We start from the raw sequence: 17,890 nt of genomic DNA, 5'->3' as shown, positions 1-17,890 counted from the left end.
CCCCCGCCGTGTGTCATGCCCGTGTGTCAGGTCGCAGGACGCGGGTCACGACCAGGTGGCGACGGTGTAGCCGACGCCGTAGGGGGCGCCCTCGTACAGCAGGCGCCCCTCCGGACCGCCCTCCCCGCGCGCGGTGGCCTCGGTCCACCCCGCCGCCGCCCCGGCGAGCACCTGCCAGGGGGCGCGGCCGGCCGCCTTCAGTTCGTGGGCGAGGTCGGCGTCGAGCGCGGCCAGGGCGGCGGCGTCGGCGGAGCCCAGCGCGCGCGTGGCGGCCGCGTCGAAGCCCTCGGCCCGGTCGTCCAGGTACCCGGGCGCCTTGACGCTGCGGCAGGCGCTGCCGTCGCCCATCACCAGCAGGGCGACGCGCGGCGCCCCCGCGGCGAGCCCACCGCCGACCTCCGCGCAGCGCGCGGGCGCCAGCCGTTCGGCCACGCCGAGGCCCTCGACGGGGGCGTCGGCCCAGTCGGCGCGCTGGAGCAGCCAGGCGGCCACGGTCAGTGAGGGCGGCAGGAGCCGGGAGGCGGTGTCGTCGGCTTCGCCGGGCCCGAGCCGTACGTCGAGGTCCACGCCGAAGCCGCGGAGGTCGCCGGTGGCGCCGTGCGGGTACACCAGGGTGCCGCCCTGCGCGGGGTCGGCGTACGGGTCGGGGCCGACGACGACGAGCCGGTCGGGCCGCGACGCGGCCAGGACGCCCAGGGCGTCGAGGCACGCCGTGCGCGCGTCGTCCAGCTCGGGCGCGGCGCCGGCGGCGACGGCGGGGACGAGGAGCGGCGGACAGGGGCAGACGGCTGCGGCGACAAGCATGATCCGCAGCGTAACCGCCCGGGAGCGCCGGAGCGGCGCCGTCCGGCGCGTCGACCACACCGCCCCGGGCACGCGGACCGCGCTCGACGGCCACCCGCGCGCGGGTGGCCGTCAGGGCGGAGGGAGGGGCGGAGCCGCTCGGGCGGGGCGTCGTCAGTTGACGGCGCAGCCGTTCGCGGCGGGCGGCAGCGGGGCCGGGACGCCGATCTGGGGCAGGCCGAGCAGGACGCCCGACGGCGCGGGCGCCTGGGCGGTCGTACGGCGCTCCCACGCGTCGCCGGCGCGCGTGCGGCGGACCGCCGTGACCGGGCCCTCGGCGAGCAGGTGGTGCGGGGCCGCGTACGTGATCTCCACGGTGACCACGTCACCGGGGCGGACCGCCTCGTCGGGCCGGGTGAAGTGGACGAGCCGGTTGTCGGGGGCCCGGCCCGACAGGCGGCGGGTGGCGTCGTCCTTGCGGCCCTCGCCCTCCGCGACCATGACCTCCAGGGTCCGGCCGACCTGCTTCTTGTTCTCGTCCCAGGAGATCTCCTCCTGGAGGGCGACCAGGCGCTCGTAGCGCTCCTGGACGACCTCCTTGGGGATCTGGCCGTCCATCTCCGCCGCGGGGGTGCCGGGACGCTTGGAGTACTGGAAGGTGAACGCCTGCGCGAAGCGGGCCTCGCGCACGACGTGGAGGGTCTGCTCGAAGTCCTCCTCCGTCTCGCCGGGGAAGCCCACGATGATGTCGGTGGAGATCGCCGCGTGCGGGATGGCGGCGCGGACCTTCTCGATGATGCCGAGGAAGCGCTCCTGGCGGTACGAGCGGCGCATCGCCTTCAGGACGGTGTCCGAGCCGGACTGGAGGGGCATGTGCAGCTGCGGCATGACGTTGGGCGTCTCCGCCATCGCCGCGATGACGTCGTCGGTGAAGTCACGCGGGTGGGGCGAGGTGAAACGGACGCGCTCCAGCCCCTCCACGCGGCCGCAGGCGCGCAGCAGCTTGCCGAACGCCTCGCGGTCGCCGATGTCGGAGCCGTACGCGTTGACGTTCTGGCCGAGCAGGGTGATCTCGCTGACGCCCTCGGCGACGAGCGCCTCCACCTCGGCGAGGATGTCGCCGGGCCGGCGGTCCTTCTCCTTGCCGCGCAGCGCCGGGACGATGCAGAAGGTGCAGGTGTTGTTGCAGCCCACGGAGATGGAGACCCACGCGGCGTACGCCGACTCCCGGCGGGTGGGAAGGGTGGACGGGAACGCCTCCAGCGACTCGGCGATCTCGACCTGGGCCTCCTCCTGGACGCGGGCGCGCTCCAGGAGGACCGGCAGCTTGCCGATGTTGTGGGTGCCGAAGACGACGTCGACCCACGGCGCCCGCTTGACGATGGTGTCGCGGTCCTTCTGGGCGAGGCAGCCGCCGACGGCGATCTGCATCCCCGGCCGCTCGGTCTTCCTCGGGGCGAGGCGGCCGAGGTTGCCGTACAGCTTGTTGTCGGCGTTCTCACGGACCGCGCAGGTGTTGAAGACCACGACGTCGGCGTCGCCGTCGGCGCCCTCGGGGGCGCGGACGTAGCCGGCGTCCTCCAGCAGGCCGGAGAGGCGCTCGGAGTCGTGGACGTTCATCTGACACCCGTAGGTGCGCACTTCGTAGGTTCGCTTGACGTCCACTGCCTGGCTCCGGTCGCTGCTGGTCATGGGACAAGGGTAGGCGGTGCCGGGACCGCCTCCGCCCCGGAGCCGGGAACCCGGGGACCGGGCGCGGGCGGCGCCCGGGGCGGGGTGCGCGGAAGCGCCGGGACCGGCCGCGCACCCCGCACGGGACCGGCTGCGGGGCGCCGACCCCGCGCCGGGTGCGCGGTGCCCGCCGGCGGGCCGTCGCGGTCCGCGCCGCCGCCCGCGGTTCCCCCGGCGGGGGCGCGGCTGGCAGGATCGCCGTATGCCTGCCTCCCCGAACCGGTCCGCCCGCGTGCTCCGCGCCGGCCGCCGCCGCGCCCTGCCGCTCGCGGCGGCGCTGCTGGCGCTGGTCGGGGGGCTGCTGTGGTGGCTGCTGCCGTTCGGGCAGCGGCAGCCGAGCGGGGAGATCACCTTCAGCACGGGCGTGCGGACCGGGGTCTACCAGCGGTACGGCCAGCTCCTCCAGGAGGCGCTCGACCGGCGGCTGCCCGACGTGTCGACCACGCTGCGCGACAGCGAGGGCTCCCAGCAGAACCTCTCCCGCGTGGCGTCCGGTGAGGCGGACTTCACCATCGCCACGGCCGACGCCGTCGCCACGTACGTGCAGGAGGGCCGGCCCGGCGCCGCGGGCCTGCGGGGCTGCACGCGGCTGTACGACGACTACGTCCAGCTCGTCGTGCCCCGGGGCTCCGCCGTGCGGTCCGCGCGCGACCTGGCCGGGCTGCGGGTCGGCGTCGGCCAGCCCGGCTCGGGCGTGCGGCTGCTCGCGGACCGGCTGCTGGGCGCGGCGGGGCTGGACCCGGAGAAGGACATACGGGCCGTGTCGGCCGGCATCGACACCATGCCGGCGCTGATGGAGCAGGACCGGCTGGACGCGTTCTTCTGGTCGGGCGGCCTGCCCACCAACGCCGTCCTGCGGCTCTCCGAACGCTTCCCGATCCGGCTGGTGCCGCTGGAGCAGGAACTCGTCGACACCGTCCACGCGGAGGGCGGCCCGAGCCGGTACTACCGCTCCGCCGTGATCCCGGCGGACGCCTACCCGCTGGCCCAGGACGGCGAGCCGGTGCAGACGGTGGCGGTGGCGAACCTCCTGGTCACGACCGACCGCATCGACGCCGCGCTGACCGAGGGCGTCACGCGGACGGTCATCGGCAGCAGGGACCGCATCGGCCGGGAGGTGCACCCCGCGCAGGTCGTCGACCTGCGGACGGCGCTCTACACCGACCCGCTGCCCCTGCACGAGGGCGCCCGCCGCTACTACCGGTCGGTCAAGCCGTAGGCACCGGCGGCGGTCGCCGGCTCGGTGCGCGGCAGACAGACCGTCACGCGCAGGCCGTGCGGGTCGTTCCGGGCGAAGTCGAGGGAGCCGCCGCCGGCGGCGAGCAGGGCCCGGGTGATGGACAGGCCGAGGCCCGAGCCCTGGACGTTCTGGTGCCGGCCGCTGCGCCAGAAGCGGTCGCCGACGCGGCCGAGTTCCTCGTCGGTGAGTCCGGGGCCGTTGTCGCTGACCACGACGGTGGTGGTGTCGCCCCGCGCGGCGACCTCGACCGTGACCTCCTCGCCGCGCGGAGTGAACTTCAGCGCGTTGTCGATCACCGCGTCGAGCGCGCTCGACAGCGCGACGGGGTCGGCCCAGGCCGTGACGGCGGGTCCCGTCCCCGTCAGCCGTACGCCCCGCTCGTCGGCGAGGGGCCGCCAGGCGGCGATCCGCTCGGCGGCCAGCTCCTTGATGTCGGTGAGCCGCAGGTCGGCGGAGGCGTGCTCGGCCAGCGCCAGGCCCAGCAGGTCGTCCAGGACCCGGGCCAGGCGCTTGCCCTCCGCCTGGACGGAGGCGATCTCCTCGTTGCCGTCGGGCAGCTCCAGCGCGAGCAGCTCGATGCGCAGCAGGAGCGCGGCGAGCGGGTTGCGCAGCTGGTGCGAGGCGTCGGCGACGAAGGCACGCTGCTGCTCCAGCACCTGTTCGACGTTGTCGGCCATCTCGTTGAAGGAGCGGGCCAGGCGGCGGAGCTCCGGCGGCCCGCCGGCGGCGGCGACGCGGGAGTTCATGCGGCCGGTGGCGATGTCGTGGGTGGCCGCGTCCAGCACGCGGACGGGCCGCAGGACCCAGCCGGTGAGGCGGAAGGCCGCGCCGACGGCCAGCAGCATGGCCGCGCACTCGCCGGCCGCGATGACCAGCCAGCCGCGCAGGGTCCGCGCGCGCAGCTGCCCGGTCGGCGAGTCGGTGACCACGACCGCGACGACGTCCCCGTCGCGTACGACCGGCGAGGCGACCGCCAGGCGGGCGTCCGGCTGCCAGGGCCACACCTGGGGCGGGTCGTGCGAGCGGCGGCCGAGCCGGGCCTCGACGAGGGCGCGCCGCAGCTCGCCCTCGTCCGGTACCCGCCACCCCTCGGGGGCTGCGGCCATGGCGCTGCCGTCGCGGTAGAAGACGCCCGCGTGGATGCCGTACACGTCCTGGTAGCGGAGCAGCTCGCCCTGGAGGGTGGCCTTCCGCTCGTCTATGCCGGGGCCGCTCTCGGTGACGTACTGGGCGAGGGCCGCGAACCGGGCCGTGTCGTCGATGCGGTCGACGACGACGGTCTGCTGGTACGCCGAGGCCATGCTCACGGCGAGCGGGAAGCCCAGGGCGAGCAGGACGCCGGCCATGAGGACGATGAGGAGCGGGAGGAGTCGGGTGCGCACGGTCGCCGGTCGTTCCGGGGCCCGGCGCTAGGCGCCCGGAGGCGCGGCGGGCGGCGCGGCCGGGGGCACGGCGGGCGGCGCGAGCGGAGACGCCACGGGGGGCGCGGGCGGGGTGGTCGGGGTCGCGCCGGGGGGCGCGGGGGCCGTGTGCGGGGGCGTGACGGGGGGCGCGGGCGGGGCGCCGGGGGTCGTCGTCGGGGCGACGAGGCGGTAGCCGACGCCGCGCACGGTCTCGATGAGCGCCGGCATCCGCAGCTTCGCGCGCAGGGACGCCACGTGCACCTCCAGGGTCCGGCCGGTCCCCTCCCAGCTGGTGCGCCACACCTCGCTGATGATCTGCTCGCGGCGGAACACCACCCCGGGCCGCTGGGCGAGCAGGGCCAGCAGGTCGAACTCCTTGCGGGTGAGCGGGACGAGCGTGCCGTCGACGCTGACCCGGCGGGTGGGCAGTTCCACGACGACGGGGCCGAGGCGCAGCGGCTCGGCCGGGCTGCCGATCACGGGCAGGGAGCCGGTGTCCTCGGGGTCGCCGGCGCCGGTGGCGCGCCGGCTGACGGCGTGGATGCGGGCGAGCAGCTCACCGGTGTCGTACGGCTTGACGACGTAGTCGTCGGCGCCGAGGTTGAGGCCGTGGATGCGGGAGCGCACGTCGGCACGGGCGGTCACCATGATCACCGGCGTCGAGGTGAGCTTCCGCAGCTTGCCGCAGACCTGGTAGCCGTCCTGGTCGGGCAGGCCCAGGTCGAGGAGGATCACGCCGAAGGGCGCCCTGCCGGGCTCGTCGGAGGGGAGGACGGCCTTGAGCGCCTCCTCGCCGTTCCTGGCGTGCGTGACGGCGAAGCCGTGCTTCTTGAGGACGGCGGACAGAGCGGCGGCGACGTGGTCGTCGTCCTCGACCAGCAGCAGTCTCATTTCGGGCCCCCCTCCGGAAGCGGTCCTGGGCGTACGGCGTGCGAGCGTACGCGCATGCCGACGCGTACGCCGTCACCCGTGCGGGTGGGGCCGGTACGGCCTGCGCGCGGGCCGTACGGGTCCGTGCGGGTGCTCGTACGGGTGTACGGCGTCGGTGCGGTGTCTCGGGTGCAGCGTCTTCGGTGCACCTGAATGGTGCCAGGGCATGGCGGTGCCCGGGCGCCGTTCCGTACACCGCATGAACTCCGATGACGACGGCGCGAGTCAAGTGCGGCGACCAGGTGCGCCGCGTTCCGTTACGCAGCCGGTATTACGGCTCACCGCCCTGTTCACGCGGTGTGTCCGGTTGCGGCCGGATCGTTATGCTCAATTTCCGCTCAGATGTGATGACGCTGCTCGTCAGCCGTGCTTAATGTCCTCTGCAACCGAGCAGGACGGAGCGAGAGGCGATGAGCGGAGTGTCAGTCACCAAGGGCGCAGCGGACGCCGCACCGACGGCGGGCGACCTGGTCGTACTGAGCAACGTCAACAAGCACTTCGGCGCGCTGCACGTGCTCCAGGACATCGACCTGACGATCGCCCGCGGCGAGGTCGTGGTCGTGATCGGACCGTCCGGATCCGGCAAGTCCACGCTGTGCCGCACCATCAACCGCCTGGAGACCATCGACTCCGGCACGATCACCATCGACGGCCGGCCGCTGCCCGACGAGGGCAGGGAGCTGGCACGGCTGCGGGCCGACGTCGGCATGGTCTTCCAGTCCTTCAACCTCTTCGCGCACAAGACGGTGCTCGAGAACGTGATGCTGGGCCAGCTCAAGGTCCGCAAGACCGAGAAGCAGGCCGCCGAGCGCAACGCCCGGTCGCTCCTCGACCGGGTGGGCGTCGGCTCGCAGGCGGACAAGTACCCCGCGCAGCTCTCCGGCGGCCAGCAGCAGCGCGTGGCCATCGCGCGGGCGCTGGCCATGGACCCGAAGGTGATGCTCTTCGACGAGCCGACCTCGGCGCTCGACCCGGAGATGATCAACGAGGTCCTCGAGGTCATGCAGCAGCTCGCGCGGGAGGGCATGACGATGGTCGTCGTCACGCACGAGATGGGCTTCGCGCGGTCCGCCGCCAACCGGGTCGTCTTCATGGCCGACGGCAGGATCGTCGAGGAGGCGTCGCCGGAGGAGTTCTTCAGCAACCCGCGCAGCGACCGGGCGAAGGACTTCCTGTCGAAGATCCTCCACCACTGACCCACCCCGATGCCGCACCACCACGGCCGGACCACGACACAAGGGATGTTCACCATGCAGTTCCGCAAGACCAGTGCGGCCCTCGCCGCGGTCGCCACCCTCTCGCTCACGGCGACGGCCTGTGGCTCCGGCAGTGGCGGCGACGGCGACAAGATCGTCATCGGCATCAAGTACGACCAGCCCGGTCTCGGCCTGAAGACACCGGACGGCAAGTTCACCGGCTTCGACGTCGACGTCGCCACGTACGTCGCCAAGGAGCTCGGCTACGGCGCCGACAAGATCGAGTTCAAGCAGGCGCCCAGCGGTGAGCGCGAGAACCTGATCCGCAACGGTGACGTGAAGTTCATCGTCGCCAGCTACTCGATCAACGACAAGCGCAAGGCCGTGGTGGACTTCGCCGGTCCCTACTTCCTCGCCCACCAGGACCTGCTGGTCCGCGCGGACGACAACTCGGTCAAGCAGGCCTCGGACCTCAACTCCAAGAAGCTCTGCTCGGTCACCGGCTCGACCTCGGCGCAGAACGTCAAGGAGAAGCTGGCCCCCAAGGCCGACCTCCAGGAGTTCGGCGGCTACTCCGAGTGCCTCACCGGCCTGGAGAACGGCGCGGTCGACGCCCTGACCACGGACGACTCCATCCTGGCCGGCTACGCCGCGCAGAAGGAGCACCAGGGCAAGTTCAAGCTGGTCGGCCTGAAGCTGAGCGACGAGAACTACGGCATCGGCCTCAAGAAGGGCGACAAGGAGCTCCGCGACAAGATCAACGCCGCGCTCGAGAAGATGAAGTCGGACGGCTCGTGGGAGAAGGCCGTCAAGAAGAACTTCGGCCCGGCCAACTACAAGAACGAGCCCGCGCCGGCGATCGCCGAGAAGTGAGCCGGCCCCGCCGCGCCTGAGCGGCGGCGGTCCCGCCGCCCCGAGGCGGCGGACGGAGCACACCCAGCAGCAGCGGAGAGGCGCCGTCGGCCCCGGCCGGGCCGGCGGCGCCCTCACGATCCAACCAGGGGAGAGCGCGGGTCATCGTGTTCGACTTTCTAGATAATCCGCAGTACGACCTGCTCGGCGCGTTCTGGGTGACGGTCCAGCTCGCCCTCTACTCGGCGCTGGGGTCCCTGATCCTGGGCACGCTCCTGGTGGGGATGCGGGTCAGCCCCGTGCCGCTGATGCGGGGCTTCGCCACCACGTATGTCAACGCGGTGCGCAACACGCCGCTGACCATCGTGCTCATCGGCTGCTCGCTCGTGCTCTACCAGACGCTGGGGATGACGCTCGCCGGAGACGACTCCAAGACCATCGGCTTCCGCATGGCGGTCCTCGGCCTGGCGGCGTACACCGGCACCTTCGTCTGCGAGGCCCTGCGCTCCGGCATCAACACGGTGCCCGTGGGCCAGGCGGAGGCGGCGCGGGCACTGGGCCTCAGCTTCTTCCAGGTGCTGACGCTGATCGTGCTGCCGCAGGCGTTCCGCTCGGTGATCGCCCCGCTCGCCAACGTCCTGATCGCGCTGACGAAGAACACCACCGTCGCCGCGGCGATCGGCGTCGCGGAAGCCTCCCTCCTCATGAAGGAAATGGTCGAGAACGAGGCCGACGCGCTGCTCGCCGTGTTCGGCGTCATCGCCTTCGGGTTCGTTCTCCTCACCCTCCCCACCGGCCTGCTCCTGGGCTGGGTGGCCAAGCGCATGGCGGTGAAGCGATGAGTTCCGTGCTGTACGACACCCCGGGACCCCGGGCCAAGCGGCGGAACCTCCTCTACTCCGCGCTCTTCCTCGTCCTGCTGGCGGCCGGCGTCTGGTGGGCGCTGTCGATGATGGCCGAGAAGAACCAGCTGACCGCCCAGAAGTGGTCACCCTTCGTGACCGACCCCGCCATCTGGACCACCTTCCTGCTCCCCGGCCTCGGGGGGACGCTCAAGGCGGCGGGGCTCGCGCTGGTCATCGCGCTTCCGCTGGGGGCCCTGCTCGGCATCGGGCGGCTCTCCGACCACGCCTGGGTACGGGTGCCGATCGGCGCGGTGGTGGAGTTCTTCCGCGCCATCCCGGTCCTGGTGATGATGGTCTTCGCCAGCGCCATGTTCGTGCAGTTCACCACCATCGAGTCGGAGGTCCGGCCGCTGTACGCGGTGGTCACCGGGCTCGTCCTGTACAACGCCTCCGTCATCGCGGAGATCGTCCGCGCCGGCATCCTCTCCCTGCCCGCCGGGCAGACGGACGCCGCCAAGGCGATCGGCATGCGCAAGGGCCAGACCATGCGGTACGTGCTCCTGCCGCAGGCCGTGACGGCGATGCTGCCGGCCCTGGTCAGCCAGCTCGTGGTCATCGTGAAGGACACCGCTCTCGGCGGCGCGCTCCTCGGCTTCTCCGAGTTGCTCTTCCAGATCCGCTCGATCACCGCCAACTACGGCGCCAACACGATCGCCGCGTTCACCGTCGTCGCGCTGCTCTTCATCGCGGTCAACGGTGTGCTCACCCGGTTCGCCGGCTGGCTGGAGCGCCGGCTGCGGCAGGGCGGGAAGAGCTCGGGCGCGACGGTCGACATCACGGACATCGACACGGAGCTCGGCGGCGGGGTCGCCGAGGAGGTGGCCGTCCGCAAGGACCACGGCACCGGAACCTGACGGCCGGGGAGCGCCGACGGCGCGGGCGGAGGTCCGCGACGTCACGTGAAGGGGTGGTGGCGAGCAGCCGCCACCCCTTCACGCGTTCGTGCGCCACTGCCTCGTCACTTGACGCAAGCACGCGCAGTGGGTTGCATACGTTCTGTGATCAATCACCGGGTTCCCGTCGCACTCCCACGCGTTTCCCCTGCTCGCCGCATGGCCACCGAGGTCGCAGGAGCCACAGGAGTCACGCCGTGGATCCGGTGATCGTCGTCGGCGCGGGGCCGGTCGGTCTCGCGCTCGCCCTCGCCCTGGCCGCGCAGGACGTGCCGTCGGTCGTCCTGGACGAGGGGGCCGGGGAGGACGAGTACCGCCCGGCCAGGACCGCCGTGCTGCGCCCGGACATCGCCGCGTTCGTCGAACGGCTGGGCTGCGCCGACACCCTGCGTGAGGAGGGCGCCCGCTGGACGGGGTGGCGGTCGATGCGCCGCAGGCAGGTCGTCCGGCACGTGGCCTTCGCCGGCGCGCGTGGCGGCGGGGCGGGTGGCGTGGGCGGCCGCGGGCCTGGTGACGGGCCCGGTGAGGGGTACGACGAGAGGCGCGGCGGGGTGACGGCCCGGGAGGCGCCGGGCCGGGGCGGACAGCAGCCAGGGCGGAGCGACGGGCCGGCGTACGGACCGGCGTACGGGCCGGCGCAGGGACCGGCGTACGGGCCTGGCGACGGGCGGGAGCGCGGGCTCGGCGCCGGGCCGGCGTACAGGCTCGGAGACGAGCCGGGCGTGGAGTCGCCGCTGCACGTCCCGCAGCACGCGCTGACCCTCGCGCTGCGCCAGGCCATCGCGGCGCCGGGGACCCGGGGCCTCGTGCAGCTCGTCGGGGAGAGCCGCCTGGACGCGCTCGACCAGGACGCGACCGGTGTCGCCGCGCACACCCGCGGGCCCCGCTCGGCGTGGTGGCGGGGCAGCCATCTGGTGGGCTGCGACGGCGCCCGCTCCACGGTGCGCAAGCTGCTGGGGATCCGCTTCCCGGGGCGCACGGCCGTGGAGCGCCACGCCGTGGCCATGCTCCGCGCCGAACTGCCCTGGCCGGGTGAGGCGGTCCTGCACCGTCAGCCGCCGTGGCACGGCGGCGGGGACGAGGTGACGGCGCGTCCACTCCCGGCGGGCGGCTGGCGGCTGGACTGGCTGCTGCCGCCGCGCGGCGACCTGGTGACGCCGGAGGCGCTGGTGGGACGGATCCGCGAGACCCTGGCGGGGTGGTGCGCGGACGTGCCGCCGTACGACCTGGTCGACACCGGTGTGTACACGCTGCACCACCGGCTCGCGCGGAGCTGGCGCGTGGACCGGGCGTTCCTGGCGGGGGACGCGGCGCACCTGCTGGGCGCGCTGGGCACCCAGGGCCTGGACGAGGGGCTGCGGGACGTGGAGAACCTCGCGTGGAAGCTGGCCGCGGCCTGGCACGACGGCCCGTCCGAGGCGCTGCTCGACAGTTACGAGGCGGAGCGGCGCACGGCGGTGGCCGCGCGGCTGCGGGCGGCGGACCAGTCGCTGCCGGTGCTGCGCGGCGGGGGCGGGCTGCGGACGTACCTGGGCGGCTCGCGGCAGCACGACGCCCTGCTGACCGACGGGCACCTGGGCCTCGGCCCGCTGGGCGCCCCGCCGTCGTACGTCCACTCGCCCCTGGCACCGCTCGACGGCGAGGCGCGGGTGGACGTGGGTACGGAGCCGGGCGCGCCGGTCGACGACGTGCCGGTGACCTCGCCGGACGGCGCGACGGGGCGGCTGCGGGACCGGCTGGGGCGGGGCGTGCTGGTGGTGCTGGTGGCCCCCGGGACCGGGGTGTGGGACCGGCGCCACTGGGTGAGCGCGGGGGTGATGCCACGCTTGGCGGAGGCGGTACGGGCGCTGCCCGTGCGGGGGGAGCTGCTGGTCACGGAGGCGTACCCGGGCGCGGCCGCGCACACCGTGCTGCTGGTGCGGCCCGACGGGCACCTGGCGGCGGCCTTCGCGGGGGTGCGGCCGGCGGAGCTGCGCGCGGCGGCCGAGGCGCTGCGGGGCGGATCGGCGCAGGACCCGGACGGCGAGGACGGCGAGGACGGCGGGGTACGCGCCGAGGAGACGGCGGACGTCCACTGACGGCCCACCGCCGGCCCTGTTGACGCCCGCGCGGACCACCGGGGCGAACGGGCCCGCCCTGCCCCCGGGCCCCGGGCTGCCCTGCCCCCGGGCCGGCCCGGATCACGCCTGGCCGGCCCGGATCACCCGGGTGGCCAGGGTCACGCGGATTGTCCGGGTCCCTCGGGTTGCCCGGGTCCCTCGGATTGCCCGGGTCGCTCGGGTCGCTCGGATTGCCCGAGGCGCTCAAGACGGTCGGGGCGCTCAGGTTGCCGCCGGCACCCGTGCGTCGGGCGTCAGGTGGTGTCGAAGTCCAGGTCCTCGGTGTCCTCGCCCTCTTCCTCCAGGGCGCGGCGGACGACGCGGAGAGCCAGGCCCTCCGCGTAGCCCTTGCGGGCGAGCATGCCGGCCAGGCGGCGGAGCCGGCGGTCTCGGTCGAGGCCCCGGGTGGAGCGGAGCTTGCGTTGGACGAGCTCCCGGGCGGTCTCCTCCTCCTGTTCGGCGTCGAGCCGGCCGACGGCCTCGTCGATCACGGCGGAGTCGACCCCCTTGGTGCGCAGTTCCCGGGCCAGGGCGCGGCGGGCCAGGCCGCGGCCGTGGTGCCGGGACTCCACCCACGCCCCGGCGAACGCGGCGTCGTCGATCAGACCGACGTCCTCGAAGCGGGAGAGGACGTCGTCGGCGACCTCCTCGGGGATCCCCTTCTTGTGCAGCGCGTCCGCGAGCTGTTTGCGGGTGCGCGGGTTCCCGGTGAGCAGGCGCAGGCAGATCGCCCGCGCCTGCTCAGCCGGGTCCTGGGGCGGCAGCTCCTTCTCGGCCCTCGACGAGTCGGGGCTGCCGCCCGGCCATTCGGTGCGCCGGGCCATGGATTACCCCTTGGCCACTGCGGCCTTGGTCGCCTTGGTCGTCTTGGTCACCGGTGCGGGGACCGACTTGGCGGCGTCGCCCGCGGCGTCCGCCGGGGCCGCCGCCGGGTCGACCACGCCCGGCTCCGCGGCCGGCGCCTCGGGCCGGACGCCGACGCCCAGCTTCTCCTTGATCTTCCTCTCGATCTCGTTGGCGAGGTCGGGGTTGTCCTTGAGGAAGTTGCGGGCGTTCTCCTTGCCCTGGCCGAGCTGGTCGCCCTCGTACGTGTACCAGGCGCCCGCCTTGCGGATGAAGCCGTGCTCCACGCCCATGTCGATCAGGCCGCCCTCGCGGCTGATGCCCTCGCCGTAGAGGATGTCGAACTCGGCCTGCTTGAACGGCGGGGCGACCTTGTTCTTGACGACCTTGCACCGGGTGCGGTTGCCGACCGCGTCCGTGCCGTCCTTCAGGGTCTCGATGCGGCGGATGTCGATGCGCACCGAGGCGTAGAACTTCAGGGCGCGGCCACCGGTCGTGGTCTCCGGCGAGCCGAACATCACGCCGATCTTCTCGCGGAGCTGGTTGATGAAGATCGCGGTGGTCTTGGACTGGTTGAGCGCGCTGGTGATCTTCCGGAGCGCCTGGCTCATCAGGCGGGCCTGGAGGCCGACGTGCGAGTCGCCCATCTCGCCCTCGATCTCCGCGCGCGGCACGAGCGCGGCGACGGAGTCGATGACGATCAGGTCGAGCGCGCCGGAGCGCACCAGCATGTCGACGATCTCCAGGGCCTGCTCGCCGTTGTCCGGCTGGGACAGGATGAGGTTGTCGATGTCGACGCCGAGCTTCCTGGCGTACTCGGGGTCGAGGGCGTGCTCGGCGTCGACGAAGGCGACCTGGCCGCCCGCCTTCTGCGCGTTGGCCACGGCGTGCAGGGTCAGGGTCGTCTTGCCGGAGGACTCCGGGCCGTAGACCTCCACCACGCGGCCGCGCGGCAGGCCACCGACGCCGAGGGCGACGTCGAGCGCGGTCGAGCCGGTCGGGATGACCTCGATGGGCTCGTTCGTCCGGTCGCCCATGCGCATCACGGCGCCCTTGCCGAATTGCCGTTCAATCTGTGCGAGCGCGGCGTCGAGCGCCTTCTCGCGGTCGGTTCCTGCCATGGGTTCCACCCGGTTTGCTTGAGTCGATCGCTTCACGTCAAAGACGCTAACCCCTGCCACTGACAACGCGCCTCGACGGACCTCCCGGCCTGTGGAAAACCTCCCGCCGCAGAGGCGGGGGGCCAGACCACGCCCCCATCAGAATGGATGTTCGATTTTGGTGTCAAGCGAGCCACACCGACTGTGGACGGAGGGTCTCGCAAGGCCCTGACCCCACCGGTGCGCGCCACCGGTGCGCCCCACCCGTCTCCCCCACTCGGGCCCGCCGACACCCCGCGCAACCCGCGCGTGACTCTTCCGGGCCGGTGGACGGTCGGTGAGCGACGCCGAGGAGGCGACCGACCCGCCCGTGGCAGCGCCCTTTGCAGCGCCCTCCGCGTCCGTCCCCGCGTGCGTGTCGCCGCCGGCGCCTATCCTTCCTGGCATGCCCCTCCGCTCCCCCGTCCGCCGCGGTCGGCCGTCCGCGCGGGCGGCCTCGCCGTCGGGCCTCCCGCCGGATGCCGTGGCCGCCGCGGCCGCCGCGGTGCCCGCCGTGCGGAAGGCCGACCTGGCACTGACCGCGGTCGTCACCCTCTTCGTCGTCGGCTGGACCGCCGCGTCGGTGACCGCGGGCGGGGAGAGCGAGGCGCCGGGCCGTACCGCGCTCGGCTGGGCGCTCGTGGCGGTCGGCTGCGGGTCGCTCGCCGTGCGGCGCCGCGCGCCGGTCGCCGTCGCCGCCCTGACCCTCGCCGCCTGCGCGGTCTACTACCCGACGAGCACGTACGACGGCCCCCTCATGGTCACCTTCGCGCTGGCCCTGTACACGGCCGCCGCCGAGGGCCGGTTCGCCGCCGCCGTCGCCCTGGCCTCCGTCACGCTGCTCGCCGTCGGGCTCGGGGAGATCCGCCAGGGACCGGGCCGCCGCCAGATCGACGACACCTCCCTCGTGATGCTGGCGGGTTGGCTGGTCAGCCTGGTGGCCGTGGGACGCGCGCAGCGCACCCGGCTGGCGTACCTCCACGAGGTGGAGCAGCGGGCGCTGGCCGCCGAGCGCGAGCAGGAGGCCAGGGCGCGGCAGAGCGCCACGGAGGAGCGGCTGCGCATCGCGCGCGAGGTGCACGACGTCCTCGGCCACAGCATCTCGCTGATCAACGTCCAGTCCGGCGCCGCCCTGCACCGGCTGGCCAAGGGCCCCGACGCGGCCGAAGCCCTGCTCGTCGCCACGGAGGCCCTGGAGGCCGTCAAGGCGACCAGCAAGGACGCGCTGCGGGAGCTGCGCGGCACGCTCGTCGCGCTGCGCCGGGCCGACGAGCCGGCACCGACCTCGCCCGTGTCCGGGCTGGACCGCCTCCAGGAGCTGGCCGAGCGGGCGCGCGCGGCCGGACTGACGGTCGTGACCCGGGCCGAGGGCACCCCCCGGCCCCTGCCCCCGGCCCTGGACCTCGCCGCGTACCGGATCGTGCAGGAGTCCCTGACGAACGTGACCCGGCACGCCCGCGCGAGGACCGCCGTGGTGACCTTGTCGTGGGCGGCGGACGAGCTGCGGCTGTGCGTCGAGGACGACGGCGAGGGAGCGCCCGACGGGCCGGCCCCGGGCGGCAGCGGCGTCCAGGGCATGGCCGAGCGGGCGAGGGCCTTCGGGGGCGACCTCACCGCCGGTGGCACCGGCCGGGGGTTCCGGGTCTCGGCCCGACTGCCGCTCACGACCAGCACCGGCACCGACACCACCGGCACCACCACCACCAGGGGGACCGCATGATCCGCGTCGTGCTCGCCGACGACCAGACACTCGTACGGGCCGGGTTCCGGTCGATCCTCGACGGCGAGGCGGACATCCAGGTCGTGGGCGAGGCCGCCGACGGCGACCAGGCTGTCGCCCTCGCCCGCGAGCTGCTCCCGGACGTCGTTCTGATGGACATCCGGATGCCGGGCACGGACGGCCTGGAGGCCACGCGCCGCGTCACCGCCGACCCGCGCCTGGCGGACGTGCGCGTGGTCATCCTGACGACCTTCGACGTCGACGACCACGTGTACGGGGCGCTGCGCGCGGGGGCGTCCGGCTTCCTGGTGAAGGACACCGAGCCGATGGAGCTCCTGCACGGCGTGCGCGTGGTGGCGCGCGGCGACGCGCTGATCGCCCCCGCCGTGACCCGCCGTCTGATCGCCGAGTTCGCGGGCCGGGCCCGGCAGCCGGATCCGAGCCCCCGGCTGAACGCCCTGACCGAGCGGGAGCGGGAGGTCATGGGCCTGGTCGGCGCGGGCCTGTCGAACGACGAGATCGCCCGGCGGCTGGTCCTCTCGCCCGCCACCGCCAAGACGCACGTCAGCCGGATCATGACGAAGCTCGCCGTCCGCGACCGGGCGCAGCTGGTGGTCCTCGCCTACGAGTCGGGGATGATCACGCCCGGCTGGCTCGCCTGACCCCCCCGGACCACGACCAGGGGGGTACGCGCGCGGGGCGGGGCGCAACCAGTGGGGTACGGCGACCGACGACCGGGGGGTGACGACCGGGCCGGTGTCCCGCACCGAGGGTGGCGGTGTGGAACCAGACGTCTCGGAAGTCCTCGATCTCGCCCGCCTGCAGTTCGCGCTGACGGCCGGCGGCCACTTCCTGTTCGTCGCCCTCACGCTGGGCCTCGCGACCGTCGTCGCGTGCCTGCAGACGAGGGCGACGATCGGGGGCCGGGACCCGGACGCGCGCCTGGTGCGGTTCTGGGGGCAGCTGTACGTCGTCAACTACGCCGTCGGGATCGTCACGGGCCTCGTGATGGAGTTCCAGTTCGGGCTGAGCTGGAGCGGTCTGACGCACCACGCGGGCAACGTCCTCGGGGCGTCCCTCGCCGTGGAGACGATCGTCGCGTTCTTCGTCGAGTCGACCTTCCTCGGCCTGTGGATCTTCGGCTGGCACCGGTTGGGCCGCTGGACCCACCTCGCGGCGATCTGGATCGTCACCCTCACCGCGTACGCCTCGGCCTACTGGATCCTCGTCACGAACGGCTTCCTCAACAACCCGGTGGGCCACCGCGTGGAGGACGGGCGGCTGGTGCTCGACGATCCGGTCGCGGTGCTGACCAATCCCAGCACGCTGCTCGCGTTCGGCCACATCGCGGCCGGGGCGCTGGTCACGGCGGGCTTCTTCATGGCGGGCGTGAGCGCCTACCACCTGTTCCGGCGGACGTCCGAGTGGGAGTTCTTCGGTCGCAGCCTCCGCCTGGGGGTGTTCCTGTCGTTCCCCGCCCTGCTGGCGACGGCGGTCTTCGGCGGGCTCCAGCTGTCGTCACTCGCCACGCTCCAGCCCGTGAAGTCCGCGGTGTTCCGGGGCGAGCGGGCGGAGATCGCCCGTTTGCAGGCGGAGCTGACGGCGGCCTTCGGGCCCGGTGACTACGTCCCGTCGGAGGCGTGGACCCGGGGCGGCGCCCTGGTGATGCTGCTCGTCTTCGCGCTGATGCTGTACTTCACGTTCGCCGGGTTCGTCCTGGCCTTCTTCCGGCAGGCCGTCTTCCGCTTCCGGGTGTGGCATGTGGCGCTGATCGCCGCCGTTCCCCTGCCGTACGTGGCGATGACCAGCGGCTGGGTGTTCCGCGAGGCGGGCCGCCAGCCGTGGGTGGTGTACGGGCTGCTGAAGACGGAGGACGCGGTCTCCGACCTCTCCCCCACCGCGATGCGCGCCTCCCTGGTCCTCTTCACGTCCCTCTTCGTGCTGCTCACCGCCGTCAACGCCTGGCTGCTCGTACGGCTCGCCCGCCGCGGCCCGGCCGATGTCGGCCTGGGCCGTGACGAGCGCGCCGCCGGCCCGGCCGCGGACGGGACCGCCGACGACCCGGGCGGCCGGGGCGGCCCCGAGGGCTCCGACGACCCGGCCGACACCCTCCCCGCCCCGCGCTACTGACCCCCACCCACCACAAGGAGCCGTCC

14 protein-coding genes and 1 pseudogene are annotated in these 17,890 nt (G+C 73.8%); 9 read left to right on the top strand and 6 right to left on the bottom strand.

What is annotated here, in order from left to right:
- Nucleotides 1-45: 45 nt before the first annotated feature.
- A complete protein-coding gene (locus LPA54_RS30175) occupies nucleotides 46-804 on the bottom strand; it encodes a hypothetical protein (protein WP_228983744.1) in 759 nt (252 codons plus the stop codon).
- Between the two features lie 153 nt (nucleotides 805-957).
- Nucleotides 958-2,475 (bottom strand): tRNA (N6-isopentenyl adenosine(37)-C2)-methylthiotransferase MiaB, encoded by a 1,518-nt coding sequence (gene miaB / locus LPA54_RS30170; RefSeq protein WP_228983742.1) that lies wholly within the window; start codon nucleotides 2,473-2,475, stop codon nucleotides 958-960.
- Nucleotides 2,476-2,716: 241 nt separating this feature from the next.
- Between miaB and LPA54_RS30165 the strand changes: the two genes are divergently transcribed.
- Nucleotides 2,717-3,733, top strand: a complete 1,017-nt coding sequence (locus tag LPA54_RS30165) for a TAXI family TRAP transporter solute-binding subunit (RefSeq protein ID WP_228983741.1) — start codon at nucleotides 2,717-2,719, stop codon at nucleotides 3,731-3,733.
- Here the strand turns inward: LPA54_RS30165 and LPA54_RS30160 are convergent.
- Both LPA54_RS30160 and LPA54_RS30155 read right to left on the bottom strand, forming a co-directional pair.
- On the bottom strand, nucleotides 3,712-5,136 hold the full coding sequence (locus LPA54_RS30160) for a HAMP domain-containing sensor histidine kinase (protein ID WP_228983740.1): 1,425 nt from the start codon (nucleotides 5,134-5,136) through the stop codon (nucleotides 3,712-3,714). The two genes, LPA54_RS30165 and LPA54_RS30160, sit on opposite strands and share 22 nt — an antisense overlap.
- Nucleotides 5,137-5,331: 195 nt before the next feature.
- Nucleotides 5,332-6,048: pseudogene (locus tag LPA54_RS30155) on the bottom strand (response regulator transcription factor); the annotation flags it as partial.
- 449 nt (nucleotides 6,049-6,497) lie between these two features.
- Between LPA54_RS30155 and LPA54_RS30150 the strand changes: the two are divergent.
- From LPA54_RS30150 to LPA54_RS30130, 5 genes are all read left to right on the top strand, one after another.
- Nucleotides 6,498-7,283 carry an amino acid ABC transporter ATP-binding protein gene (locus LPA54_RS30150; RefSeq protein ID WP_306806557.1) on the top strand — a complete coding sequence of 262 codons (786 nt, stop codon included), beginning with the start codon at nucleotides 6,498-6,500 and terminating at the stop codon, nucleotides 7,281-7,283.
- A gap of 54 nt (nucleotides 7,284-7,337) precedes the next feature.
- On the top strand, nucleotides 7,338-8,156 hold the full coding sequence (locus tag LPA54_RS30145; RefSeq protein WP_228983749.1) for a glutamate ABC transporter substrate-binding protein: 819 nt from the start codon (nucleotides 7,338-7,340) through the stop codon (nucleotides 8,154-8,156).
- 146 nt (nucleotides 8,157-8,302) lie between these two features.
- On the top strand, nucleotides 8,303-8,977 hold the full coding sequence (locus LPA54_RS30140) for an amino acid ABC transporter permease (RefSeq protein ID WP_228983739.1): 675 nt from the start codon (nucleotides 8,303-8,305) through the stop codon (nucleotides 8,975-8,977).
- Nucleotides 8,974-9,894: an amino acid ABC transporter permease gene (locus tag LPA54_RS30135; protein WP_228983738.1), complete on the top strand. Its 921-nt coding sequence runs from the start codon at nucleotides 8,974-8,976 to the stop codon at nucleotides 9,892-9,894. The genes LPA54_RS30140 and LPA54_RS30135 overlap by 4 nt, the downstream gene beginning before the upstream one ends.
- Nucleotides 9,895-10,130: 236 nt before the next feature.
- Nucleotides 10,131-12,011 (top strand): FAD-dependent monooxygenase, encoded by a 1,881-nt coding sequence (locus tag LPA54_RS30130; RefSeq protein ID WP_228983736.1) that lies wholly within the window; start codon nucleotides 10,131-10,133, stop codon nucleotides 12,009-12,011.
- A gap of 275 nt (nucleotides 12,012-12,286) precedes the next feature.
- On the opposite strand, the gene recX is transcribed toward LPA54_RS30130, so the two are convergent.
- Together recX and recA are read right to left on the bottom strand one after the other, a co-directional pair.
- On the bottom strand, nucleotides 12,287-12,856 hold the full coding sequence (recX, locus tag LPA54_RS30125) for a recombination regulator RecX (RefSeq protein WP_228983735.1): 570 nt from the start codon (nucleotides 12,854-12,856) through the stop codon (nucleotides 12,287-12,289).
- A 3-nt stretch (nucleotides 12,857-12,859) separates the two neighbouring features.
- Nucleotides 12,860-13,996: a recombinase RecA gene (gene recA, locus LPA54_RS30120; protein ID WP_228983733.1), complete on the bottom strand. Its 1,137-nt coding sequence runs from the start codon at nucleotides 13,994-13,996 to the stop codon at nucleotides 12,860-12,862.
- Between the two features lie 424 nt (nucleotides 13,997-14,420).
- Here recA and LPA54_RS30115 point away from each other — a divergent pair, with 424 nt between their 5' ends.
- The 3 genes from LPA54_RS30115 to LPA54_RS30105 all read left to right on the top strand — a co-directional run bounded on the left by LPA54_RS30115 (nucleotide 14,421) and on the right by LPA54_RS30105 (nucleotide 17,864).
- Entirely contained in the window at nucleotides 14,421-15,734 is a 1,314-nt protein-coding gene (locus LPA54_RS30115; RefSeq protein WP_228983732.1) for a sensor histidine kinase, read from the top strand.
- Nucleotides 15,731-16,396: a response regulator transcription factor gene (locus LPA54_RS30110; protein ID WP_228983729.1), complete on the top strand. Its 666-nt coding sequence runs from the start codon at nucleotides 15,731-15,733 to the stop codon at nucleotides 16,394-16,396. The genes LPA54_RS30115 and LPA54_RS30110 overlap by 4 nt, the downstream gene beginning before the upstream one ends.
- A 118-nt stretch (nucleotides 16,397-16,514) precedes the next feature.
- Nucleotides 16,515-17,864: a cytochrome ubiquinol oxidase subunit I gene (locus tag LPA54_RS30105; RefSeq protein ID WP_228983728.1), complete on the top strand. Its 1,350-nt coding sequence runs from the start codon at nucleotides 16,515-16,517 to the stop codon at nucleotides 17,862-17,864.
- Nucleotides 17,865-17,890: the final 26 nt, after the last annotated feature.

Source organism: Streptomyces sp. DH12 (genome assembly GCF_020873895.1).
In the GTDB taxonomy this organism is placed as follows: domain Bacteria; phylum Actinomycetota; class Actinomycetes; order Streptomycetales; family Streptomycetaceae; genus Streptomyces.
This window is presented reverse-complemented; position numbering and strand designations above follow the sequence as displayed.